This window comes from Cupriavidus sp. 22TCCZM04-2, assembly GCF_057798895.1.
Window position 1 is genome coordinate 39,980 of record NZ_JBYOJS010000013.1, and the last position, 23,102, is coordinate 63,081.

The 23,102-nt window shown below is 68.0% G+C and carries 19 protein-coding genes, 1 pseudogene and 2 riboswitches; of the genes and pseudogenes, 10 read left to right on the forward strand and 10 right to left on the reverse strand.

The annotated features are described in order from the left end of the window. Positions 1 to 65: 65 nt before the first annotated feature. Positions 66 to 1,379: an MFS transporter gene (locus AC3FKG_RS19085; RefSeq protein WP_483713399.1), complete on the reverse strand. Its 1,314-nt coding sequence runs from the start codon at positions 1,377 to 1,379 to the stop codon at positions 66 to 68. Between the two features lie 324 nt (positions 1,380 to 1,703). Further along, positions 1,704 to 2,171, reverse strand: a complete 468-nt coding sequence (locus tag AC3FKG_RS19090; protein ID WP_483713401.1) for a winged helix-turn-helix transcriptional regulator — start codon at positions 2,169 to 2,171, stop codon at positions 1,704 to 1,706. Between the two features lie 90 nt (positions 2,172 to 2,261). On the opposite strand from AC3FKG_RS19090, the gene AC3FKG_RS19095 reads away from it, so the two are divergent. Then, positions 2,262 to 2,870, forward strand: coding sequence for a GNAT family N-acetyltransferase (locus tag AC3FKG_RS19095; protein WP_488743870.1), 609 nt, complete (start codon positions 2,262 to 2,264; stop codon positions 2,868 to 2,870). A 13-nt stretch (positions 2,871 to 2,883) separates the two neighbouring features. On the opposite strand, the gene AC3FKG_RS19100 is transcribed toward AC3FKG_RS19095, so the two are convergent. Next, positions 2,884 to 3,864, reverse strand: coding sequence for a Bug family tripartite tricarboxylate transporter substrate binding protein (locus AC3FKG_RS19100; RefSeq protein WP_488743871.1), 981 nt, complete (start codon positions 3,862 to 3,864; stop codon positions 2,884 to 2,886). A 147-nt stretch (positions 3,865 to 4,011) separates the two neighbouring features. Continuing rightward, entirely contained in the window at positions 4,012 to 4,821 is an 810-nt protein-coding gene (locus AC3FKG_RS19105) for an EamA family transporter (protein WP_483714459.1), read from the reverse strand. A gap of 231 nt (positions 4,822 to 5,052) precedes the next feature. On the opposite strand from AC3FKG_RS19105, the gene AC3FKG_RS19110 reads away from it, so the two are divergent. The 8 genes from AC3FKG_RS19110 (at position 5,053) to atzF (ending at position 16,059) form a co-directional block, all read left to right on the forward strand. After that, complete coding sequence (locus AC3FKG_RS19110) at positions 5,053 to 5,763, forward strand: SDR family NAD(P)-dependent oxidoreductase (RefSeq protein ID WP_483713407.1); 711 nt, start codon at positions 5,053 to 5,055, stop codon at positions 5,761 to 5,763. A gap of 206 nt (positions 5,764 to 5,969) precedes the next feature. Then, positions 5,970 to 6,098: riboswitch (guanidine-I (ykkC/yxkD leader) on the forward strand. Between the two features lie 57 nt (positions 6,099 to 6,155). Next, a complete protein-coding gene (locus AC3FKG_RS19115; RefSeq protein WP_488743872.1) occupies positions 6,156 to 7,157 on the forward strand; it encodes an ABC transporter substrate-binding protein in 1,002 nt (333 codons plus the stop codon). A 29-nt stretch (positions 7,158 to 7,186) separates the two neighbouring features. Further along, positions 7,187 to 8,041, forward strand: coding sequence for an ABC transporter permease (locus AC3FKG_RS19120; RefSeq protein WP_488743873.1), 855 nt, complete (start codon positions 7,187 to 7,189; stop codon positions 8,039 to 8,041). 3 nt (positions 8,042 to 8,044) lie between these two features. Continuing rightward, positions 8,045 to 8,893 (forward strand): ABC transporter ATP-binding protein, encoded by an 849-nt coding sequence (locus AC3FKG_RS19125; protein WP_488743874.1) that lies wholly within the window; start codon positions 8,045 to 8,047, stop codon positions 8,891 to 8,893. A 28-nt stretch (positions 8,894 to 8,921) separates the two neighbouring features. Then, on the forward strand, positions 8,922 to 9,728 hold the full coding sequence (locus AC3FKG_RS19130; RefSeq protein ID WP_488743875.1) for an urea amidolyase associated protein UAAP1: 807 nt from the start codon (positions 8,922 to 8,924) through the stop codon (positions 9,726 to 9,728). 8 nt (positions 9,729 to 9,736) lie between these two features. Further along, positions 9,737 to 10,414: an urea amidolyase associated protein UAAP2 gene (locus AC3FKG_RS19135; RefSeq protein ID WP_488743876.1), complete on the forward strand. Its 678-nt coding sequence runs from the start codon at positions 9,737 to 9,739 to the stop codon at positions 10,412 to 10,414. Positions 10,415 to 10,534: 120 nt separating this feature from the next. Beyond that, on the forward strand, positions 10,535 to 14,227 hold the full coding sequence (gene uca / locus AC3FKG_RS19140) for an urea carboxylase (RefSeq protein ID WP_488743877.1): 3,693 nt from the start codon (positions 10,535 to 10,537) through the stop codon (positions 14,225 to 14,227). Then, positions 14,224 to 16,059, forward strand: a complete 1,836-nt coding sequence (atzF, locus tag AC3FKG_RS19145; RefSeq protein WP_488743878.1) for an allophanate hydrolase — start codon at positions 14,224 to 14,226, stop codon at positions 16,057 to 16,059. Before uca ends, atzF begins: the two co-directional genes overlap by 4 nt. 98 nt (positions 16,060 to 16,157) lie before the next feature. Here atzF and AC3FKG_RS19150 read toward each other — a convergent pair whose 3' ends face one another. Then, on the reverse strand, positions 16,158 to 17,111 hold the full coding sequence (locus AC3FKG_RS19150) for a TorF family putative porin (protein ID WP_488743879.1): 954 nt from the start codon (positions 17,109 to 17,111) through the stop codon (positions 16,158 to 16,160). A 55-nt stretch (positions 17,112 to 17,166) separates the two neighbouring features. Beyond that, positions 17,167 to 17,282, reverse strand: a riboswitch (guanidine-I (ykkC/yxkD leader). 203 nt (positions 17,283 to 17,485) lie between these two features. Here AC3FKG_RS19150 and AC3FKG_RS19155 point away from each other — a divergent pair. After that, positions 17,486 to 18,397 carry an adenylate/guanylate cyclase domain-containing protein gene (locus AC3FKG_RS19155; RefSeq protein ID WP_488743880.1) on the forward strand — a complete coding sequence of 304 codons (912 nt, stop codon included), beginning with the start codon at positions 17,486 to 17,488 and terminating at the stop codon, positions 18,395 to 18,397. An 11-nt stretch (positions 18,398 to 18,408) separates the two neighbouring features. On the opposite strand, the gene AC3FKG_RS19160 is transcribed toward AC3FKG_RS19155, so the two are convergent. From AC3FKG_RS19160 to AC3FKG_RS19180, 5 genes and pseudogenes are all read right to left on the reverse strand, one after another. Continuing rightward, entirely contained in the window at positions 18,409 to 19,614 is a 1,206-nt protein-coding gene (locus tag AC3FKG_RS19160) for a polysaccharide pyruvyl transferase family protein (RefSeq protein WP_488743881.1), read from the reverse strand. Positions 19,615 to 19,644: 30 nt separating this feature from the next. Beyond that, on the reverse strand, positions 19,645 to 20,367 hold the full coding sequence (locus tag AC3FKG_RS19165) for a YoaK family protein (RefSeq protein WP_488743882.1): 723 nt from the start codon (positions 20,365 to 20,367) through the stop codon (positions 19,645 to 19,647). A gap of 164 nt (positions 20,368 to 20,531) precedes the next feature. Next, a pseudogene (locus AC3FKG_RS19170) lies at positions 20,532 to 20,741 on the reverse strand (porin); the annotation flags it as partial. A gap of 99 nt (positions 20,742 to 20,840) precedes the next feature. After that, positions 20,841 to 21,134 (reverse strand): XapX domain-containing protein, encoded by a 294-nt coding sequence (locus AC3FKG_RS19175; RefSeq protein ID WP_483714460.1) that lies wholly within the window; start codon positions 21,132 to 21,134, stop codon positions 20,841 to 20,843. A gap of 49 nt (positions 21,135 to 21,183) precedes the next feature. Further along, positions 21,184 to 23,055, reverse strand: a complete 1,872-nt coding sequence (locus tag AC3FKG_RS19180; protein ID WP_488743883.1) for an amidohydrolase — start codon at positions 23,053 to 23,055, stop codon at positions 21,184 to 21,186. Between the last annotated feature and the right edge of the window lie 47 nt (positions 23,056 to 23,102).

Sequence of the window (23,102 nt, forward strand, 5' to 3'; positions counted from 1 at the left end):
TGCGTTCCTTGTCCGTTGGTCAGTCTGAGCTGCTCTGGATGCCATGTTCGTTGAGATGCGGGGATTCAGTTGGCCAGCGCGCTGTCGTACAGCGCCTGTTCCTGCGCCTTGTGCTCGGCGCTGAAGCGGATGGCGATGGCGCACAGGGCAGCCAGTGCGGCGAGTACGCCCAGCACGGTCAGCGTCTGCTGCAGGTCGCCCAGGCCCTTGAGCAGGAAGCCCGCGGCCACCGCCCCCACATTGCCGCCGGCGCCGATGATCCCGGCCACGCCGCCGAGCGCCTTGCGATCGATGAACGGCACCAGCGCATACGTCGCACCGCAAGCCATGTGGGTGAACAGGCCGAACAGCAGCATGGCAATCACGGCCAGCGTGACATTGCCGGCTTGCGCAAACCACAGCAGGCCCAGGCCTTCGCCGAGAATCAGCACGAACAGCAGCGATGCGCGCGCATCCAGGCCGCGGCGGCGCGCCGCCTTGTCCGACAGCCAGCCGCCCAGCGCACGGGCAAACAGCGCCAGCAGGCCGAAGCTGCCGGCAGCAAGACCTGCGGCCTTCAGGCTCAGGCCAAAGCGGTCCACGTAGAACGTGGCGGCGATGTTGTGGATGAAGATTTCCACGCCGAAGCAGGCGCCGTAGGTGATGAACAGCAGCCACACGCGGTAGTTGGCGCTGGCCATGCGGAAGCTCTCCCAGCCGCCGCCCTTGCCGCTGCCCGTGATGGCCTGGCCGCGCGCGCGCATGTCGGCGTAGTTGCCTGCCGGGCAGTCCTGCGTGAAGCACCAGTAGATGACGGCCATCACCAGCATCAGCACGCCCGGCACCAGCAGCGCCACGCGCCAGCCCATGGTGTGATCCACGCCCAGCATCAGCACGGCGCCCAGCAGCATCGGCATCAGCGCTTGAGCGGCACCGCCGCCGGCATTGCCCCAGCCGGCCGCCGCGGCGTTGGCCGTGCCGACCACGTTGGGCGCGAACATGACCGAGGTGTGGTACTGCGTGATGACGAAGCTCGCGCCGACCGCGCCGATCAGCAGACGGAACGCGAGGAACGTTTCGTAGCTTTGCGCGAACGCCACGCCGATCACCGGCAGCGCGCCCAGCGCCAGCAGGCCGGTGTAGGTCTTGCGCGGGCCGAAGCGGTCGCACATCGGGCCGATCACCAGGCGCACGAGAATGGTCACCGCCACGGCCGCGATATTGATATTGGCGATCTGCGCCGGCGTGAGGCCGAACTCGCCCTTGAGCACGGGCATCAGCGGCGCGCAGGCGAACCACGCGAAGAAGCAGACGAAGAACGCCATCCAGGTCAAATGGAAGGCGCGCATCTGCGGCGTGCCCAGGCTCAGCAGGTCGATGCGGGTGGCTTTGCCAGTCATCTCTTTCGCTCCATGGGGTGGTGCGTGCGCACCGCCCAGAAAACAAAAGGCGTCCCGCAAACCGGGGTGATGCCGGTTCAGGGGACGCCATTGTCCAGGCAGCGACTACTTGGCATAGCCGCCGCGTTTGTGGGGTGGGGGATCGCCGTTGATCCGCCCGCGTCATTTACGCAAGCGCTGTGCCAGGGGCGAAGTGATGGTGAGCGGGATGTTTCACCGCGAACGGGCGGCGTGAGGGGGCTGCCAGCGCGCCCAGATGGGGCGCACTGGCCGGCATGGCACAGTCATGGTGCGCTGCAATGGTTCGCTACGGTGCCGGGGGATTTAGTCTTGTGGCGTGCCCGCTGGCGCGAGTCGGACGACGTTCATGTCGGAGGGCGACACCGCTTGGCCGTCTTCGTCGACCAGCGCCGCGCTGACGCGCTGGCCGTTGCGGCGCGAGCGGATTTCCACCGGGCCCGTGCCATCGGCCGCCAGGTGGCGGTCCCCCCATTGCATCAGCCCGACCAGTACCGGCAGCAGTTCCACGGCGGCACGGGTCGGCCGGTACTCGAAGCGCTCGCGCTCGCCCGGCTCCTTGTAGCCGACCCGGCGCAGCAGGCCGGCCTCGGTCAGCGTTTTCAGGCGGGCGGACAGCACGGCGGGCGAGCATTCCAGCCGGTGCAGGAAGTCATCAAAGCGGCTGACACCCTGGAAGATGTCGCGCAGGACCAGGATCGTCCATTTCTCGCCGATCAGCGCGAGCGTGGCGGCGATCGAACAGTCGCGAAGGTCAGTGGCCGTGGCTTTCATGATGCATCGAGCATAGCACGCTGACTTCATTTGCAAAAGTCAGCAGCTTGCCTATACTCTGACTACTAATAGTGAAGTCAGGTTGCGACGATGTACGAATCATGGCTGGGACGGGCGGCGCGGACATCACGGCCCTTTGGCAACGAAAACTGGACGCTGCGGCGCGGTGAGGCGGTGACGTTGCGCGCCGCGCGAGCGCAGGACGGCGCAGCGGTACGCGGCATGGTCGAGGGCCTGTCGCGCGAAAGCCGCTATTTCCGCTTCCTGACCGGCGGCCGCGTGGCTGATGGAATTGTGGAAGGACTGGTCTCGTCTGGCGCGGACGGCGTAGCCCTTGTGGTAACGGCTGCGAGCGCTGACGGCGGGGCCGAAGCGGTGATCGCCAACGGCCAGTTCGTGGTGACCAGCCACGGCACGGCGGAATTCGCCGTGCTCGTGGCCGATGCCTGGCAAGGCCAGGGGCTTGGCCGTCGGCTGATCGCCAGGCTGCTGCAACTGGCGCTGGCGGCCGGCGTGCGTTGCATGCGCGGCGATGTGCTCAGCGAGAACCGGCGCATGCTGGCCATCCTGCGCGGCCTGGGGTTCAGCTGCCGGCGCAACCCCGAGGACAGCTACGTCCACGAAGCCACGCTTGTGCTCGGTGCCACCGCGGGCAACCTTGCCACCTCGATGCCGGCCGACTGGGCCACTGCCCGCTGAGCCAGGCTTCGCACTACTCCACGCGCGCGCCCGAGACTTTCACGACGCGCTCCAGTACCGGCATGGCGGTCTGGTAGTCGTCGCGGAAGCGGGCCGAAGTCGTGCCCATGGCTTCCAGCCCGGCCACCTGCAAGCGAGCCTTGACCGCGGTGGTGTTGGCGGCCGCGATGGCTTCCTTTTCCAGCCGGGCCAGCACCGGCGCCGGCGTCGCAGCCGGTGCGACCAGCACCAGCCAGCCTACCGGGCGGAACTCGGGCTCGGTCAGCCCGGCCTGCTGGAACGTCGGCACGTCGGGGATGCCGTCGATGCGCTTGTCGCCCGTCACCGCGAGCGCGCGCAGCTTGCCGGACTCCAGATAAGGCTTGATCGACATATACGAGCCAATCGCCATCTGAACCTGTCCGCCGATCAGGTCCTGCAGCATCGGCGCCTCGCCCTTGTAGGCGATATGGCTCATCTCCATGCCGCGGCTGTTGCTCATGAACGCTCCCATCAAATGCGCAGCCGAGCCCACGCCCCATGAACCGTAGTTGACCTTGCCCTTGCTCTGTTGCGCCCACTCGACAAATTCCTTCACGCTCTTTGCCTGCACCGACCTCGCGGGCACGGCCAGCACCAGCTGGCCCGTGGCCACCTGCGAGATCAGCGCGAAGTCCTTGCGCGGATCGTAGGGCAGCTTCGCGTACACGAACTGGTTGGTCATGATGGGCAGCGTGGTCGTGAACATGATGGTGTAGCCGTCGGCGGGAGCCTTGGCGACATAGCTGGCCCCGACGATGCCGCTGGCGCCGGCTCGGTTCTCCACCACCACGGGTTGTCCGAGCCGCTTGCCCATTTCGTCGGCCATGGCGCGGCCCACGACATCGGCGGAACCGCCGGCGGGGAACGGCAAGACCATGGTGATCGGCTTGGCCGGCCAGGTCTGGGCCGAGGCAACCGAACAAAGCCCGGTCATGAGTCCGATTGCTGCCAGTGCCACCTTGATGGTTCGCATGCTCTGTCTCCTTTTCTTATGGAAGCCGGTGTTGTACCCCACGGTCCAATTTGGAACCCGTGCCAGGTTCAGTCAAGCGCGCAAGGCAGAGGGAAAACCATGAAAGGGCTGCAATCCCGGCCAGAGCATCCGGCCGGTCCGCGGCGCTCAGCCTGCAGGCTTGCCGCGCGCCGTAGCCGTGCAGCCGATCGACGCTACGATGATGCTGCCGATCGCCAGCCACTGGATCATGCTGAGCTGCTCGTGCAGGAACACCAGTCCAGCCAGCGCGCCCATGGCGGGCTCCATGCTGAGCAGGATGCCGAAGGTGCGTCGCGGCAGTCGCTTGAGCGCCACCATTTCTAGCGAATAGGGAATCGCGCTCGACAGCACGCCCACGGCCAGCCCGGCCAGCAGCAGCGGCGGACTGAACATGGCCGTGCCGGCATGGGCGACGCCGAATGGCAGCACCACCAGCGCGGCCACGGTCAGGCCGAGCGAGGTGGCCTGGCCGCCGTGTGCGTTGCCGGCGCGCTGGCCGAAGATGATATAGAGCGCCCAGCCGACGCCCGCCGCCAGCGCGAAGCCGATGCCGACCGGATCCAGATGGGTCGAAGCCTCGCCCACCGGCAGCAGCAACAGCAGCCCGGTGACGGCAAACGCAATCCACAGGAAATCGATGGCGCGCCGCGACGACAGCACCGCCACGGTGAGCGGGCCGGTGAACTCGACGGCAATCGCCAGGCCGAGCGGAATGGTGCGCAGCGACATGTAGAACAGCAGGTTGGTTGCGCCCAGCGCGGCACCATACAGCGCAATGGCCCGCGCATTGGCGGCGGACAGCGGTATCCGCCACGGGCGCCACACGGCCAGCAGGATCAGCGCCGAAAAGCCCACGCGCAGCGCGGTGGTGCCTTGCGCGCCGAGCGCCGAGAACAGCGACTTGGCAAACGAGGTCCCGATGCAGAGCGAGGCCATCGAGCCGGTCAGCGCCACGACGGCGAGAAGGGTGGCGCTTTGCCGCAAGCGGTTCAGAGGCAATTGGAGATCCTGGTTGGGTGACGCAGCCGCATCTTGCGCCATGCGCGCGCCGGGCGCCATAGACGGGTGAAGCAATTCCGCGCTGTACAGTTCGCGCGGCATCCGGGATTTCCCTTTCGGCGCGGCCCGACTATGGTGGAGTCAGTCCTTTGCCACGGGAGCCGGGAGATGGAAACCGCCGTTCGTCATGTCGTCATCACCGGGGCCGCCGGCGCCCTGGGCCGCGCAGTGGCCAGCCGTTTCGCCGGAGAAGGCTGCCGCCTGGCCCTGATCGACCACAAGCTGCAGCACCTGCAAAGCGTCTTTGCCCATCCCGATGGGGATGGCGGCATGCTGCTGCGCGAGGCCGATGTCACGTCCGGGAGCGCTATGGCCGCGGTCGGCGCCGAGATCCTGGACACCTTCGGCGCGGTCGATGTCGTGGTCCACGTGGCCGGCGGCTTCGAGATGGGCGAAGCCACGCACGCCATCAGCCGCGAATCGTGGTTGCGGATGATGGACCTGAACGCGTGGTCCTTCATCGCCGTGACGCGTCCGTTCATTGCCGCGATGCAGGCGCGGGGCAGCGGCAAGGTCATTGCGGTGACGGCGCGCAGTGCGTCGGCGGGCGCGGCGTCCATGGGCGCTTACATTGCGTCCAAGAGCGCGCTGCAGCGGCTGGTCGAAAGCCTGTCGCGTGAAGTGCGCGGCGCGGGCATCAACGTCAACAGCATTGCCCCGAGCGTGCTCGATACGCCGGCCAACCGGCGCGACATGCCCGATGCGGATCCGGCGCGCTGGGTATCGACCGGGTCTGCCGCGCGCATGGTGGCGATGCTGGCGTCCGATGCGGCGGCGTCCGTGCATGGGCAGCATCTCGTGCTGGATGGCCTGAGTTGAGCCGCGGGCGCGGGAAGGGCAGGCAAGCCTGTAGCCCCGGCGCTATGCGCACTTAAGCAGTGCGAGCGGTGCCGCCTGCACCGCCAAGTTGCCAACCCATCCCCTGTTCCGCGCCATCGCTGCACGATCAAGGTGCGCAAGCCAGGCCTGCGCACTGGCACACGCCTTGCTCTATCTCGGCCAGGGAAGCGATGCATCGTCGCTCACCGAAGGGTCGCTAGGGTTCCGGTCGCACTGCGCGTGCGATGCCTGGTCCGAGAGCAACCGGCCTCAGGCGCGCTGGCTAGAGACCAGACCGCGTCCAGGCTCCACGGCGGGACAAAAGCCCGGGAGGTTCACTTCGTTGCGAGGTGTCTTCCCTGCCTTTGCCACTGTTGAAAGGAGCCCCACAGATGCCTCGCCTGCTGTCCTCGTTCACCATTTCCAGACGCCTGCATGCCGCGCTCGCCGGCGTCGCCTTCTCCCTCGCATGCCTTGCCGCCACGCCAGCGCGCGCCGAGGTGCGCGTCGGCGTCTCCGACTGGCCCGGCTGGGTGGCCTGGTATGTTGCCCAGCAGAAGGGCTTCTTCGGCAAGCACGGCGCCGATGTCAAGCTGGTCTGGTTCGCAAACTACAGCGATTCGATCGCGGCCCTGTCTTCCGGGCAGCTCGACGCCAACTCGCAGTCCTGGTCCGACACCCTGGGTCCGCTCGCCAAGGGCGTGCCGCTGAAGGCCGTGCTCGTCAACGACAACTCGGCCGGCAATGACGCGCTGCTGGCCGGTGCCAGGATCCGCTCCGTGGCCGAACTGAAGGGCAAGACCGTCGCCCTGGAGCAATACAGCATTTCGCACTTCGTGCTGGCCACCGCGCTGGCAAAGGCGGGCCTCAAGCCATCCGACGTGAAGATCGTCAACCTCGCTGCCGCTGATGCCGCCGCTGCCTTCATGATGGGGCGCGTGGATGCCGCGGTGGTCTGGAATCCCTGGATCGATCGCATCGTGCGCAGCGGCAAGGGCCATGCGCTGTTCACCTCCGCCGACATGCCGGGCCTGATTCCTGACCTGCTGGTGGTGCAGCAGAAGGCGATTGCCGCCAAGCGCAAGGACCTGGTCGGCATGATCCGCGCGTGGTTCGACGCGGAGCGCTTCATCCGGGAGCAACCGGCCGAGGCCGCGGCCATCATGGCCAAGGTGGTCGGGATGAAGCCGGAGGAATACAAGGTCTTCCTGCCCGGAACCCGTTTTTTCGACGCGGCCGCGAACCGCGCCGCGTTCGACGCTGCGCAGCCCGCTTCGCTGCAAGCGGTGGCGCCCGCCATTGCCGGCTTCCTGCACGACAACAAGCTGCTCGAAGGCAAGCCTGATGCAGGCCGCGGCGTGGATGCCACGCTGCTGGCCGAAGCGCTCAAGTGAGGCCGTGCATGCCGGACAATAATCTCCTCGTGACTGCATTGCCTCCGACGCGGCCCGCCGACGCTACTCGTGAACCCGAATGGCACCCGGCGCGCACACCCTGGTGGCGCCTGCGTTCCGGACTCCCGGCGCGTCGTGCGGCGTTGCTGGTCGGGACCGGCCTGCTGCTGCCGCTGCTGGCCTGGGCGCTGCTGGCGGCCAGCGGCCTGGTCGATCCCGTCTTCATGCCCGGGCCGGCCGCGGTGCTGTCGCGCTTGCATGACTGGGCGTTCAACGACGACCTGGCAGGCGATGTCGCCATCAGTACCGCGCGCGTGCTCGCGGGATGGGCGCTGTCGGCGGCGCTGGCATTGCCGCTGGGCCTGGCGATCGGCAGCTATCGCACGGTACAGGCGCTGCTGGAGCCGCTGACCGACTTTATCCGCTACATGCCGGCGGTCGCCTTCATCCCGCTGGTGATGGTGTGGATCGGCATCGATGAAGGCGCCAAGGTTGCCATCATCTTCATCGGCACCTTCTTCCAGATGGTCCTGATGGTGGCCGAGGATGTGCGGCGCGTGCCGATGGCGCAGATCGAGGCGGCGCAGACCCTGGGCGCTACGCGGAGCGAGATCGTCCAGCATGTCATCGTGCCGTCGGCCAAGCCGGCCTTGCTTGACACGCTGCGCGTGACCATGGGGTGGGCCTGGACCTATCTGGTCGTGGCCGAGCTGGTTGCCGCGGGCTCCGGGCTGGGCTTCTCCATCCTAAAGGCGCAGCGCTTCCTGCAGACCGACAAGATCTTCGCGGGCATCCTGCTGATCGGTCTGGTCGGCTTGTTGCTGGACCAGTTCATGCGGCGCCTGCACCGGCTGGCCTTCCCTTATCTCTACGTGGGGCGCTGAACCATGACCGATTCCATCCAACCCAAGCTCAGCGTACGCGGCGTCTGGAAGTTCTTCGGTCCCCGCAGCGGCCAGCCGGCGCTGCGCGACGTGAGCCTGGACGTGGCCGACAACGGCTTCGTCACCCTGGTGGGCGCTTCCGGCTGCGGCAAATCGACACTGCTGCGTACGCTGGGCGGCCTGGAGAGCTACGACGCCGGCACATTGCAGTGCGATGGCCGCGCCATTACCGGCCCGGCGCCGGAACGCGCCATGGTGTTCCAGCACTACAGCCTGTACCCATGGCTGACGGTCGCCGAGAACATCCGCTTCTGCCGCCGCCTCGGCTTGTTCACCAGGCGCCGCAGCAGCGCGGACGTGGAAGCCGCATCGGGACGGGCCGATGCCCTGCTGCAACTGATGGGGCTGGCGCACGTGGCGGATGCCTATCCCGGCCAGCTTTCCGGCGGCATGCAGCAGCGCGTGGCCATTGCCCGTGCGCTGATGAGCCGCCCGCGCGTGCTGCTGATGGACGAGCCCTTCGGCGCGCTGGACGCGCAGACGCGTGAGGTCATGCACGACCTGATCCTGCATGTGCACCGGCTGGAGAAAACCACCGTGGTGTTCGTCACCCACGACGTGGAAGAGGCGATCTACCTGGGCCAGCGCGTCGTGCTGATGGCACCACGCCCGGGCCGCATCGACAGCGTCTACGAAGTGCCCCTGCCCGCCACGCGCCGCCAGGAGATGAAACACACGCCGGATTTCCTGCAACTCAAGCGCGACATCCTGGCGCGCATCCGGACCACTTCGGGCATGCAGACCGACCTGGACCTGCTCGACCAGCTGTCGCGCGAGGCCGCTGCCGCCTGACCCAAGAACCCGACAAGGAGACCCTTCGATGGCACATGCCGAACACACCCTGGACAACCCGCCGCCGGGCGCCCCGGTAGATGCCGCGCCGCACTGGCAGCGCTTTGCGCCGGATCTGCCTGCCGCGCAGGTGCTGTGGAGCGAGATCGTGCCCGGTGGCGGGCACTGGAGCTGGCGCCTGTCGCGCGGCACCTCGCTGCGCTTCGTGGCCTTGGGTGAGCGGGCCAACTGCGCCGTGGTTCTCTATGCCGCCCACGACAGGCTGGAGCGCTACAGCATGCCCGATACCTGCAAGGCGCTGCATACCGCTCACTTCACGCGCGGCCATGTGCTGATGAGCGACATGGGGCGCGCCATGGCTTCGCTCACGCAAGACACGCTGGGCTGGCACGATCCCTTCGGCGCGCTGCTCGATACGGCCCGCATGCGTGACAAGTACGGCGAACAACGCTTCGAGGCGCATCGCAACGCCATGCATCGCTCGGGCCGCGACGGCCTGCTGGTGGAGGCCGGCAAGTACGGGCTGTCCGCGCGTGACCTGATCGTGCCCGTCAACCTGTTCAGCAAGGTGGCAGTGGACGAGGAAGGGCGCTTCGCCTTCGATGCGTCGCGCACCATGCGCGGCACGTCGGTGGAATTGCGCTGCGAGATGGACCTGATCCTCGCCATCTCCACCGCGCCGCATCCCCTGGACCCGCGCGACGGCTATCAGCCGGGCGCGATCGGCGTGGCGGCATGGCGCTCCGGCCCGGCACCGGCCGACGACTACTGCCGCGGCTTCCGCCCCGAGTGCGCGCGGGCGCTGCACAACGCCGACATCTTCGCCATTTCCTGAGGCCGTTCATGACGATCACCACGACCATCGCGGCAAGCGCGGCATTCCAGCCGCATGCCAGTTCCCTCGATCCCGCCGGCGCCACGCTGCGCCACCGCCAGCCAGCCGGCGAGCCATGGCTGGCGGAAATCCGCGCGGGCCAGACCGTGCGCATCGTCGACCTGATGGGCAACCAGGCGGCCGACGTGCTGTTCTACAACCGCCACGACGTGGCGGAGCACTACAGTGCCGCCGACACGCTGCTGCGTCAGGGCGGCATCTACCTCACCACGGGTTCGGTGCTGGTTTCCAACCAGGGCAACCCGATGCTCACCATCGTGGCCGATACGTGCGGCCGGCACGATACGCTCGGCGGGGCCTGCGCCGCGGAGAGCAACACCGTGCGCTACGCGCTGCAGAAGAAGTTCATGCACTCCTGCCGCGACAACTACCTGCTTGCCATGGCCCAGGCGGACGTGGGCCTGGGCAAGCGCGACCTGGTGCCCAACATCAATTTCTTCATGAACGTGCCGGTCACGCCGGACGGAACGCTGCAGTTTGCCGACGGCGTTTCCGGACCGGGAAAGTATGTCGAGCTGCGTGCGCAGATGGATGTGTGGATGCTGGTATCGAACTGCCCGCAGCTGAACAACCCGTGCAACGGCTACGACCCGACCCCTGTCGAGTTCATCGTCTGGGACGCCTGAGCGCGGCCCTGATCCCTCACTTGCGCCCGTACTGATCTGCACAGGCGCTGCCGCGGGACGACCCGTGGCGAATCCCATCCGGCAGGACGACCTGCCCGACATCGAGAGGGAACCTCCCCCATGTCCAATTTTTCTGATGACGGCGCCGGCCCGGCCGGGGCGCGCTTCGATACCGTGCTGATCGCCAACCGTGGTGCGATCGCCTGCCGCATCATCCGCACGCTGCGGCAACTCGGCCTGCGTTCGGTGGCGGTGTACTCGGAGGCCGATGCCGAATCCGCGCATGTGGCGCTGGCGGACGCCGCCGTTTGCATCGGCCCGGCACCCGCGGCGCAAAGCTACCTGGATACCGCTCGCATCCTGGAAGCCGCGCGCGACACCGGCGCCGGCGCCATCCATCCGGGCTACGGCTTCCTGTCGGAGAATCCCGCTTTCGCACGCGACTGCGAAGCGGCCGGTATTGCCTTCATTGGACCGACGCCGGAGCAGATGCAGGCCTTCGGCCTCAAGCACACCGCGCGGGCGCTGGCCGAGCAGCATGCCGTGCCGTTGCTGCCGGGTAGCGGCCTGCTCGATGGGCAGGCCCATGCGCTGGCCGAAGCGGCACGCATCGGCTACCCCGTCATGCTCAAGAGCAGCGCGGGCGGCGGTGGCATTGGCATGCGCCTGGTGCGCAGCGAAGCGGAACTGGTGCCCGCCTTCGAGGCAGTGGAGCGTCTGGCGCGTGCCAACTTCAAGGATGCCGGGCTGTTCCTGGAGAAGTTCGTGGAGCGCGCCCGCCATATCGAGGTGCAGTTGTTCGGCGACGGGCAAGGCAACGTGATTGCGCTGGGCGAGCGCGATTGTTCCGCACAGCGCCGCAACCAAAAGGTGGTCGAGGAAACCCCGGCGCCCGGCCTCGATGCGGCGACGCGCGAGGCATTGACCGACGCCGCCGTGCGGCTCGGCCGTGCCGTCCGCTACCGCTCCGCCGGCACCGTGGAGTTCGTGCTCGACGCCGACACCGGCGCGTTCCACTTCCTGGAGGTCAATACGCGATTGCAGGTCGAGCATGGCGTGACCGAGCAGGTCACCGGCGTTGACCTGGTGGCGTGGATGGTGAAGCTCGCGCGCGGTGACAGCTTTGCGCTTCACGCGCCGGCGCCGCGCGGGGCTTCGATCCAGGTGCGCCTTTATGCCGAAGACCCGGCACGCAACTTCCAGCCCAGCGCCGGCCTGCTTACCGAAGTCACATTCCCCGCCGATATCCGCGTGGAGAGCTGGGTGAGCGCAGGCACCGAGGTGCCGTCGCACTACGACCCGATGCTGGCCAAGCTGATCGTCACCGGCACCGACCGGGCCGATGCCGTGCGCCGCCTGCAGCAGGCACTGGCGGATTCGCGCGTGGGTGGCATCGAGACCAACCTGCGCTACCTGCGCACCGTGGCCGCCAGCGAGGATTTCGTCGCCGGGCGCATGGTCACGCGCTCGCTGGGCGACTTGCACTACCAGCCCAATGCGGTGGAGGTGCTCGATGCCGGCGTGCAGACCACGGTGCAGGACTGGCCCGGCCGCGTGGGCTACTGGGACGTGGGCGTGCCGCCATCCGGCCCGATGGACGACCTCTCCCTGCGCATTGCCAACCGGCTGGTCGGCAATGCGCCGCAAGCCGCCGGCCTGGAATGCACCCTGGGCGGCCCGACGCTGCGCTTCTGGCATGACGCGGTCATCGCCGTGTGCGGCGCGCCCCTGGAGGTCATGCTGGACGGCAGGCCATTGGCGCAGTGGGTCGCGCACCGCGTGCAGGCGGGCAGCACGCTCGCCATCGGCGCCGGACGGGCCCAGGGCAGCCGTGCCTATCTGGCGGTACGGGGCGGCTTCGATGTGCCGTGCTATCTGGGCAGCCGCTCGACGTTTACGCTGGGACAGTTCGGGGGACATGGCGGGCGCACCTTGCGCGTCGCGGACGTGCTGCATATCGGCGATGACATCGCGACCGAGCCGGTGGCGTTGCCCGAATCCGCCGTGCCGTCGTTCCCAGGGCCGGGAGAATCGTGGGAAATCGGCGTCCTGTACGGCCCGCACGGCGCTCCGGACTTCTTCACCGCAGCGGATATCGACAGTTTCTTCGCGGCGGAATGGGAGGTTCACTACAACTCCAGCCGCACCGGCGTGCGCCTGATCGGCCCGAAGCCGCAATGGGCGCGGCCCGATGGCGGCGAGGCCGGGCTGCATCCGTCGAATATTCATGACAACGCCTACGCCATCGGCGCGATCGACTTCACCGGCGACATGCCCGTGATTCTCGGTCCGGATGGCCCCAGCCTGGGCGGCTTCGTCTGTCCGGCGGTCGTGGCCGCGGCCGAGCGGTGGAAGCTGGGCCAGCTCCGGCCTGGCGCGCGGGTGCGCTTTCGCCGCATCGGGCAGGACGAGGCGGCGCGGCTACGCATGGCGCAGGATGCGCTGGCAGTTACCCTGGCGGCGCAGCCGCCGGTGCCTGCCGCGGCTTCGGCCGAGTCACCGGTGGTGTTCGCGCGAGACGGCGCCGCCGGCCGGCCGGGATTGGTGGTGCGGCAGGCCGGCGACCGATACCTGCTGGTCGAACTGGGCGAGGCGCAACTCGATATCGGCCTGCGTATGCGCATCCACGCGCTGCACGCCGCGGTTCAGGCGCGCGCGCTGGCGGGCATCGTCGACCTGACGCCGGGTATCCGCTCGCTGCAGCTGCATTACGATCCGTCCCAACTCGACCGCCGCGCACTAGTGGAGGCGATCGTGCAGGCTGACGACGCCCTGGGCGACACGGACGGCCTCTCGGTGCCGTCCCGAACCGTGTGGTTGCCGCTCTCCTGGGATGACAGCGCCACGCGCCTCGCCATCGACAAATATATGCAGTCGGTGCGTCCCGATGCGCCGTGGTGCCCCAGCAATATCGAGTTCATCCGTCGCATCAACGGGCTGGCATCGGTCGAGGCGGTCAGGGAGATCGTGTTCGCGGCCAGCTATCTGGTGATGGGACTGGGCGATGTCTACCTTGGCGCGCCCGTGGCCACGCCGCTCGATCCGCGCCACCGGCTGGTGACCACCAAGTACAACCCGGCGCGCACCTGGACGCCGGAGAACGCAGTGGGCATCGGCGGCGCGTACATGTGCGTGTACGGCATGGAAGGGCCGGGCGGCTACCAGTTCGTCGGCCGCACGCTGCAGATGTGGAACCGCTGGCGCGACGCCGACAGCGGCGCGCCGGCCTTCGAGGCGGGCAAGCCATGGCTGCTGCGCTGCTTCGACAAGATCCGCTTCTATCCCGTGAGCGAAGCCGAGCTGGTGCAGATCCGCAAGGATTTCCCGGCCGGCCGCTATCCGCTGCGCATCGAGGCAGGCAGCTTTGCCATGCGCGACTACCAGCGCATGCTTGACGAGAACGCCGCGGATATCGCAACGTTCCGCACCCGCCAGCGAGCCGCATTTGCCGCCGAGCGCGAGCGCTGGCGCGAACTTGGCCATGCCGAGCATGTGGAAGAGAGCGCCGGCGCCGTGGCGCCCCACGACGATGCCGGCACGCGCCCGGAGGGCTCGCGCGCGGTCTGCAGCGCGGTGCCCGGCAGTGTCTGGAAGCTGCTGGTGGAGGCGGGAAGCCGTGTGGGGGCCGGCGACACGCTGGTCGTGGTGGAGTCCATGAAGATGGAATTTGCCGTGACCGCGCCTTGCGCCGGCACGGTCTGGCGCGTTGCCTGCGCCGAAAGCGCACCGGTCGCAGCGGGGCAGGAGGTGGTGGTGATCGTGCCGGAGTCCGTGCAAGAACGCGAGGTGCCGGAAAGCGAGGTGGCAGCATGACCAACCATTCCGGCACCGTGCCGTTTTCCCTGGATATCGCCTCGCTGCAAGAGGATTATCGCCACGGCAGGCGCACGCCCGTCGATGTCGTGGAGGCCGTGATTGCCGCCACGGAGGGCGATCCGCACCACGCCTGGATCCATCGGCTCGATGCGCACGCCTTGCGCCGTCGTGCCCGGGAACTCTTGGCGGACAATCCGGCGGACCTGCCGCTCTATGGCATCCCGTTTGCCATCAAGGACAACATCGACCTGGCCGGCTGTCCTACCACGGCGGCCTGCCCGGCCTATGCCTATACACCGCAGCACAGCGCCTTCGTGGTGCAGCGGCTGCTCGACGCGGGCGCCATTGCCGTCGGCAAGACCAACCTCGACCAGTTCGCCACCGGGCTCAACGGCACGCGCTCGCCGTACGGCGCCTGCCGCAATGCCTTCGATGCGGCCCATGTATCCGGCGGTTCCAGTTCGGGCTCGGCGGTTGCCGTGGCACTGGGGCACGTGAGCTTCGCGCTGGGGACTGACACGGCTGGCTCGGGGCGCGTGCCGGCCGCGTTCAATCACCTGGTGGGCCTCAAGCCTACCTGCGGCGTGTTGTCCGCATCGGGCGTGGTGCCGGCCTGCCGCTCGCTGGACACAGTCTCGATCTTTGCGCTGACCGCCAACGACGCGCACCGCGTCTATGCGGTGGCGCAGGGCTACGATGACGCGGACGCTTTCTCGCGCCACGCCTCGCCGCACGGCTTCGACTTTGGCCGCGCTGCCACGTTCCGGCTGGGGGTGCCCTCGCTCGCCCAGCTGGGGCAGATGGGGCCAGGCTACGCCGATGCCTGGGCACAGGCTTTGGCACACGCCCGCGAGCTTGGGGCGGAACTGATCGAGATCGATATCGCGCCCTTCCTGGAAGCCGCGCGCCTGCTATACGAAGGACCCTGGGTGGCCGAGCGCTATCAGGCCATCCGCGCCTTCATCGACGCGCAGCCGGAAGCGCTGTTCCCGGTCACGCGCCAGATCACGCTTGGCGGGAGCGCGCCAAGCGCCGCCGATGCCTTTGCGGCCAGCTATCGCTTGCGCAGGCTGCGCCGAGAGTGCGACGCCATCTGGGGCCAGGCCGATGCGTTCATGCTGCCGACCGCGCCGCAGCATCCCACCATCGACGACATGCTGGCCGAACCACTCCGGTTGAACAGTGATCTGGGCCGATTTACCAACTTCATGAACTTGCTCGACTACGCCGGCATTGCGGTGCCGGCTGGCTTCACCGAAGCCGGGCTGCCGTTTGGCGTGACAGTGGCGGCCCCCGCGCATCAGGATGTGCCCCTGCTGCGCCTGGCCACGCGCTGGCAGCAGGCGCTGCGGGGGCGCGCCGCCACCCTGGGCGCGACCGGCCATGCGTTGCCGGACGATGCCGCATCGCTCGCCGCAGTCCGTTCCGGCCAGGTCCGCGTCGCCGTCTGTGGCGCACACCTGCAAGGGCTGCCGCTGCACCACCAGCTGACCGATCGTGGTGCCAGGCTGGTGGCATGCACCCGAACGGCGCCCTGCTATCGGCTCCATGCCTTGCCCGGCAGCGGCACGCGGCGTCCGGGGCTGGAGCGCGTGGACGACGGCGGCGCTGCCATCGAGGTGGAGGTATGGGAACTGCCGGAGGCCAGCTTTGGCAGCTTCGTCGCGGGCATTCCGGCCCCGCTGGGTATTGGCCGCACGCAACTGGCCGACGGAACCAGTGTGCCGGGATTCATCTGCGAGCCCGCCGGTCTGGCGGGCGCCGAAGACATCACCGCCTACGGCGGATGGCGGGCCTGGCTCGCGCGGGAAGGCGCCGCGCAAGCGTAGCGCCCGGTAGAGGCGTTCCGGCAGGCGCAAAGACCTGCCGGCCGCCGGGGCGGTGCATGCGGAGTTCCGGCTCCGCTGCATGCTCCTTCGCCCGGGGTTCAGAATCCGATCGTTGCCGATGCCAGGAACTGGTTCTTCTGGCTGACGCCGAAGCGGTTCTTGCCACCAAGGATCCACTGGATTCCCACGCTTGCCGGCGTGCCGGGAATGGGCGCGTTCAACGCCATGGTCAGGTGCCGGAAGGCCTTGCCGACGGGCGCGTTGCCCGCGAAGCATCCATTCACCACGAAGGCGGCGCCCGGGCCGCAGGCAGTGCCCGTCAGCGTGTCGGTGGTGCCGAGATACTTGCCTTCCTTGCGATAGGTGTAGGCGCCGGCGGTGGCGCTGAATGTCATGCCGTACGGCAGCGGCTGGGTGTAGACAAGCGTCCAGTACGTATCGCCCTTGTTGCCCCACACCACATCGTTGAGCAAGGTTTGCGCGTTGAGGCTGAGCGGGCCGTAGGAAAGGCCCGCCTTGGTTTCCAGTGCGTTGGCGTGTTCGCCGTTGAGGTAGTAGTAGGCGGTCATGCCAACCGTATAGCCGAGGTCACCCGCCAGCTTGCCGCCGTAGGCGCCGTAAAAGTCGTTTTCCACGGAGCGGTTGTTCTGGAAATCGGTGATGCTGCGGTCGCTGTAGGAGCGTCCGAGCTGGCGGTACGAATAGTTGATCATGGATGCCCAGTAGCCAATGCTCCAGCCGCTTTCATGGGCCAAGTCCAGACCCCATTGCAGGGCCGGCCGCGACGATTCGGGCGCGTCCGCCCCGGCGTTGCCCAGCGGGGCGCCGTTGCCATAGGTGGTGGTGGCGCCGCGCAGCACATAGCGAGATACCAGATCGAGATGGCCCGTGAAGGTATAGGGTTCTGCAGCGGCATTCGGTTCGGCGGTGTTCTCGACGGGCACAGGCGCGGCATCCTGCGCATGGGCGGCGCCTGTGAAGTGGGCCGCGGCAAGGGCCAGGCTGACGCAAAGCTTTCGGGCTGGACGGCGGTTGACGGGGGTTACCGGCATAGGTTGGCTCCAATCGGTGGACAAGGGCAGGGAAGCCACCTCTTTCACGAAGTGAACCTCCCGGGCTTTTGTCCCGCCGTGGAGCCGCTGGCGCGCGAGCTGCCAGTGGCCGGTTGCTCTCGGACCAGTCATCGTGCGCGTGGCACGACCGGAACCCTAGCTACCCTTCGGTGAGCGACATACGGTCGCCTCCCGGGGACGCGGATATGCAAGTAGCATGCCACGACCCTGCTGTTTGCATCGGGTCTTTGGTGCGGATGCCGTGCCAATCTGGTTGAGGATCGCCTGTGGCAGTGCCAGAATTCCAGCATTGCGTGATCGCGTGACTGCATTGAGGAACTGACCCGCCGGCAGCGTGGCGGGCCGGGGCGCATATGAACCGGGAACCGCTTAACGAGGCGCCGGATGGGTCGGTGATGTTTGCCGACCTCAGCGGCAGCACCAGGCTGTACGAGGTGGCCGGCAATGCGGCGGCCATGGCTGCGGTTGCGCAATGCCTCGGCGTCATGCGCTCCTGCTCCGAAGCGGCCGGCGGGCGCATCGTCAAGACCATTGGCGACGAGATCATGGTGCTGTTCCCCGCGGCCGGGCGCGCGCTGCAGGCCGCGCTCGACATGCAGTTCGCGGTGTCCCAGCTGCCGCCTGTGTCCGGCGTGCCGATGTCGATCCATATCGGCTTTCACCATGGCCCGGTGCTTGCTGATGCATCGGGCGACGTGTTCGGCGATACCGTCAACCTTGCCGCGCGGCTATGCAAGCTGGCGTCGCGCGGACAGATCATCACCAGCGCGGAATCCGTGGAGCAGCTTCCCGACTTGCTGCGCCAGGCCACGCGCTACCTGTACCCGACACAAGTGCGCGGCCGCGAGCAACCGGTCGAATTGTTCGAGGCGATCTGGCAACAGGCCACCGACCTGACGCTGATCGATACCGAAAGCCCCCGGACCGCCTGCTCGGTGTTTCTCACGCTGCGCTACCGCTCGGCGGTGGTGGAGATGAATCTTGCCTCGGCGCCGGTCACCATCGGCCGCGACAGCGGCATGACGATCGTGGTGTCGGACCGCCGCGCCTCGCGCTTCCAGGCCACCGTCGAGACGCGCGGCGGCCGCTATGTGCTGGTCGACCGCAGCTCGAACGGCACGCACGTTACGCTCGACGGCGAAGAGAGCTTTATCCTGCGCCGCGACGACGTCATGCTGCGCAGTCACGGCTGGATCACGTTTGGCCAGGCGCTGGACAACACCGAGGAAGGGGTCGAGTTCTTCGTGCGCGTCGAGCGCCTGTGACGGCCGGCGGGTCACGCGTGCGCGGCGAAGCCCGCGCGGCAGGCCTGCACCAGGTCCCGGGCCAGCGACTCGCGCTGCGCCGGCGCCTCGGCGATGGCCTGCGCCATGCCGGACGCAAGCGCGTCGACCGGCACTGCCGAGAGTGTGCTGCCGGTGCCCCAGGTCGCATCGAAGGCGGCCTGCTTGCTTGCCGCGAGCGGTTGCCCCGGACGCAGCAGTCCCATGCGCGGCAGCGCCCAGGCGCCGGCGACGATGCCGCCATGCAAACTGCTGCCGGCAAAGCCGCGGCTATGGGCGATCAGCGCGCAGATGTCCCACAGGTCGAGCGAGCTGAACAGGGCTACGTGCACGCCATTCATGCGCGTCGCCAGCCGCCGGTAGACGTCCAGGTCGTCATGCCAGGGCGCCGCGCCCGCGCGGAACAGCACGATGCCAAGACTCTCCGCCCGGGCCAGTTGTTCGAGTTGGCGGGCAAGCGTCGCCAGCGTCGCGTCGTCGCCAAAGTCGGCGCTGCACTGCACGGCCAGGTAGCCGTGCGGGAATGCGGCCACCACGCCGGCGGGCTCGCCGCGCCGCGCATGCCGGCCGATGCGTGGCGCAAACAGCTCGGCCACCATCACGGCAGGGTCCGGCTCGAGATGGCAGCCGACGCCCGCGAATTCCAGCATCGCGTGAGTGTGCCGGTCTCGCACGCCAACGCAGTTGGCGGCCTTGAGCTTGGCCACGACTTCGGCGCGCATGGGGGCCTCCAGCCGGTCGAGATCGATCCCCCCGATCGCGTGGTAGCTCACCTTCACGACGTTGGCAAACAGACCATCGGGCAGCAGGTAGGGCGCGAGATCGTGCAGTCCAAGCTGCTCGCGCGCCCAGGCCGCGCGTCCGGCCGGATCGGCATCGAGCTGCGCGATGACGGCTGGCGCCTGGGTGGGCGGGAGCAGCATCACGGCAGCCTCCCAGGCGCTGCAGGTCAGGATCTCGCCGCCGACATGGAGAATGTCGACCGGCGTGTCGCCCACGCGCGCGGCCAGTTGCGCCAGCGCCTGCACCGCGTGGCCGCCGCACGCCGACATGTCGCGCTGCGCCAGGCCGCCATAGTGCAGCGCACGCCCGCCCATGTCCTTTGCCGCGACGTGGGCGACGACATGTGCCAGCAGCAGGTCGCCGAAGTTGTGACGGTCGAACGCGCCGAAGAGGATGGCAGGGTAGTCCTCTGGCACCCGGTTTTCTCCAGGCTATGTGGGCTCCGTTCAGCCGGTTGCGGACACCTGGCCGCGCCGCCAGGCCGGAACGCAGACCGCGACCAGCAAGGCGGTGGGCAGCAGCATGCACCAGACCGAAAACCTGGCAAAGCCGAGCGCACCGAGGATGGCACCCAGCGCGAACGCGGCCAGGGCTGGCCCCATCTTGCGCAGCCTGCGCCGGATCGCGTCTCGCTGGGGACCGGATGCGCCCGGCAGGTCCACGAGATCGACCACGATCTGCGTCGTATTGCCCGTCATGATCGTGGTCGGGCCCAGATCCTGCAGGGAAGTCCGCGACAGCGCGTTCTGCATGCCCATGGCCACGACGGCCAGCATGCCGGCCACGATCGCCGCCGCCGCCGACGGGTCGGTGACGGGCGCCGCGTGCAGGCTGGCGGCCATGAACAGTGCCAGCAGCACCGCTTCCGCCAGCAGCAGCGGCGCAACCGGGGAGCGCCCCGTCCGGGCGATGCGCACCTCCGCCATCCGGGTCGCCGCGACGGCCAGCACGAAGGCCGGCAGTGCCAGCAGCTTGGCCAGCAGGCCCGGCGCATGGCCGGTGATATCGACGCCGATCATGATGAAGTTGCCCGTCACATGTGCCGTGAACAAGCCGAACAGCGAGATGAACCCGACCACGTCCACATAGCCCGCGATAAAGGACAGGATGTAGCCGGTCGCCGGCCCCGCCACGGGAGCGGCGGCATCAGCGGGCTGGGCGGGGTTCAAGGCTGTCTCCGGACGGCGCGGAGCGTCCGTCAGAAATTGTGGCGCATGCCGAGCGCGAAGGTCTGCGGGTCTGCGCCCGCGTGGACGCCAACGCCGTTGATGGCAAAGTCATAGGCGGCATTGCTGCGGTTGTTGATGCGACTGTAGTAAGCATAGACGGCGGTGCGGTCGAAGGAACTGGTGTTCTCGACGTTGTCGGTGGTGGCCGCGGCGCCATTGCCCATCAGCGCCATATGGCCGCCCGTGGTCGGGTAGGACGGGTCGTAGCCCTTGGTCGAGCTGGTATAGGGCGTGTCCAAGTTGCCCATGAACAGCGCGCCGAAATGGCCCTGCAGGCCAAGCCGCGCATCGCGCGCGGCAATCTGTCCGCTGCCATGGCGCATTGCGCCGCGGCCAATGCCGCAAGGCAGCGGCATCGCCGGTCGGCGCGGGTTGTCATCGATGCCGTCCGGCAGGTCTGTGGCGGCGCTCGCTCACGGGCCGCCCTCCTTGCCGCGCGAGGCGAGCGTGACCGGCGCTTCCGCAGTGCCTTCCGCCCTGGGTGGCGCGCCGGTGATCTTCGGCACGCATTCGCTGCGGAACCATGCGGCGGTGACCGGTTCGCCGGCCGCCAGGCGCTTCACGGTGGGCACGACCTGTTCGCCGATCAGCATGCCGAGCAGGCCGATCAGCGCGATGGCCGGCGGCGCCGGCGAGCGTACCTGGATCAGGGCATAGATGACGCCGACAAGGATGCCGGCGGCGAGAGAGACGATATAGACCTTCATCATTGGCCTCCTTTTGGTGAGGACCGCTTCAGGTGGTGGCCGGGCCCGATCAGAATGCCCAGCACGAGCAGCCGAGCGCGCCCCAGAATGTGCCTTCGTCCGAAACCGGCATATCGGACGTCCATGCCCTGGCATGCCCGTGGCCATGCACGCCGCAGGCACTGTCGCAGCCGCACGCGGTGGCCAGCGCGTGCGCGCGGGCCGGCGCCGTCGGGCGCGGCTGGTAGCCGCCCACATGCCGTACCGGCGACCAGTCCGGCATGGGCGGCGGCAGGTCCGGCGCATGCTTGCCGAAGTCGCCGTCGCCGTGGACCACTTTGCCGCCGAGCACGGTCAGCACGGAAGTGATGTCCTGGATATCGTCGCCGGGCACGGCGAAGTAATCCTGCGAAAGCACCGCAAGGTCCGCCAGCTGGCCCACGGCGAGCTGCCCCTTCTTGCCTTCCTCGTTCGAGAACCACGTGTTGGCTTCGGTCCAGAGCCGCAGCGCGGCTTCGCGGCCGAGCACATTGGCCTGCGGATACATCGACAAGCCGCCCACGGTCTTGCCGGTGGTGAGCCAGTACAGCGATACCCACGGGTTGTATGAGGCCACGCGCGTGGCATCGGTGCCTGCGCCGACCTTGACGCCGCGTTCCAGCATCTTCTTCACCGGCGGCGTGTGCTCGGCCGGCTTCGCGCCGTAGCGTTCGACGAAGTACTCGCCCTGGTAGGCCATGCGGTGCTGCACGGCAATGCCGCCGCCCAGCGCCGCGATGCGGTCGATATTGCGGTCGGTGATGGTCTCGGCATGGTCGAAGAACCAGTGCAGGCCATCGAACGGCATGTCGCGCGCCACCTTCTCGTAGACGTCCAGCGCGCGCGAGATGGTCTCGTCATAGGTGGCATGCAGGCGCCAGGGCCAGCGGTTCTCCACCAGCAATCGGATCACGGGCTCCAGGTCGCCTTCCATCGACGGCGGCATCTCGGGCCGTTCGACGCGGAAGTCCTCGAAGTCGGCGGCGGTATAGACCAGCATCTCGCCGGCGCCGTTGTGCCGGTACAGGTCGTCGCCCTGTCCGGGCTTGACCTTGCCGGCCCAGGTGCGGAAATCGCTCAGCTCGTCTTTTGGCTTCTGCGTGAACAGGTTGTATGCAAGCCGCACGGTGAGTTGGCCTTCCCGATGGAGTTCTTCGATGATGCTGTAGTCCTCGGGGTAGTTCTGGTAGCCACCTCCCGCATCGATGACGCCCGTCACGCCCAGGCGGTTCACTTCGCGCATGAAATGGCGCGTGGAGTTCTTCTGGTACTCGGGCGGCAGCTTTGGCCCCTTGGCCAGCGTCGCATAGAGGATGGTGGCATTGGGCTTCGCCAGCAGCAGGCCGGTGGGATTGCCACGCGCGTCGCGCATGATCTCGCCACCCGGCGGGTTTGGCGTGTCTTTCGTGTAGCCGACCGCACGCAGCGCCGCGCCGTTCAGGATGGCGCGGTCATACAGGTGCAGGATGAATACGGGCGTGTCCGGTGCCGCCGCGTTCAGTTCGTCGATGGTCGGCAGGCGCTTCTCGGCAAACTGGTGCTCGGTGAAGCCGCCGACCACGCGCACCCACTGTGGTGCGGGCGTGCGCGCCACCTGGTCGCGCAGCATGCGCATGGCGTCGGCCAGCGACCGCACGCCGTCCCAGCGCAGCTCCATGTTGTAGTTCAGGCCGCCGCGGATGATGTGCATGTGGCTGTCGATCAGCCCGGGGATCACGCGGCGACCGCCGAGGTCGATCACGCGCGTGTCCCCGGCGGCGGACTGCATGATCTCCTGCTTCGTGCCAACGGCGGCAAAGCGGCCTTCGCGGATGGCGACCGCTTCGGCTTGCGGATTGGCCCGGTCCAGCGTGGTGAACTTGCCGTTGACGAGAATCAGGTCCGGCGCGGTCGAGGCATTCATGGAAAAACTCCTGTGGGCAGTTGCTGCGCCGGGCGCTGCGGCTGCGG

Coding starts and splice junctions, on each gene's coding strand:
- AC3FKG_RS19135 (WP_488743876.1), top strand. CDS start 9,737: ATGACGATCACCACGACCATCGCGGCAAGCGCGGCATTCCAGCCGCAT.
- AC3FKG_RS19090 (WP_483713401.1), bottom strand. CDS start 2,171: ATGAAAGCCACGGCCACTGACCTTCGCGACTGTTCGATCGCCGCCACG.
- AC3FKG_RS19125 (WP_488743874.1), top strand. CDS start 8,045: ATGACCGATTCCATCCAACCCAAGCTCAGCGTACGCGGCGTCTGGAAG.
- AC3FKG_RS19150 (WP_488743879.1), bottom strand. CDS start 17,111: ATGCCGGTAACCCCCGTCAACCGCCGTCCAGCCCGAAAGCTTTGCGTC.
- AC3FKG_RS19105 (WP_483714459.1), bottom strand. CDS start 4,821: ATGGCCTCGCTCTGCATCGGGACCTCGTTTGCCAAGTCGCTGTTCTCG.
- atzF (WP_488743878.1), top strand. CDS start 14,224: ATGACCAACCATTCCGGCACCGTGCCGTTTTCCCTGGATATCGCCTCG.
- AC3FKG_RS19130 (WP_488743875.1), top strand. CDS start 8,922: ATGGCACATGCCGAACACACCCTGGACAACCCGCCGCCGGGCGCCCCG.
- AC3FKG_RS19115 (WP_488743872.1), top strand. CDS start 6,156: ATGCCTCGCCTGCTGTCCTCGTTCACCATTTCCAGACGCCTGCATGCC.
- uca (WP_488743877.1), top strand. CDS start 10,535: ATGTCCAATTTTTCTGATGACGGCGCCGGCCCGGCCGGGGCGCGCTTC.
- AC3FKG_RS19180 (WP_488743883.1), bottom strand. CDS start 23,055: ATGAATGCCTCGACCGCGCCGGACCTGATTCTCGTCAACGGCAAGTTC.
- AC3FKG_RS19085 (WP_483713399.1), bottom strand. CDS start 1,379: ATGACTGGCAAAGCCACCCGCATCGACCTGCTGAGCCTGGGCACGCCG.
- AC3FKG_RS19175 (WP_483714460.1), bottom strand. CDS start 21,134: ATGAAGGTCTATATCGTCTCTCTCGCCGCCGGCATCCTTGTCGGCGTC.
- AC3FKG_RS19100 (WP_488743871.1), bottom strand. CDS start 3,864: ATGCGAACCATCAAGGTGGCACTGGCAGCAATCGGACTCATGACCGGG.
- AC3FKG_RS19110 (WP_483713407.1), top strand. CDS start 5,053: ATGGAAACCGCCGTTCGTCATGTCGTCATCACCGGGGCCGCCGGCGCC.
- AC3FKG_RS19155 (WP_488743880.1), top strand. CDS start 17,486: ATGAACCGGGAACCGCTTAACGAGGCGCCGGATGGGTCGGTGATGTTT.
- AC3FKG_RS19095 (WP_488743870.1), top strand. CDS start 2,262: ATGTACGAATCATGGCTGGGACGGGCGGCGCGGACATCACGGCCCTTT.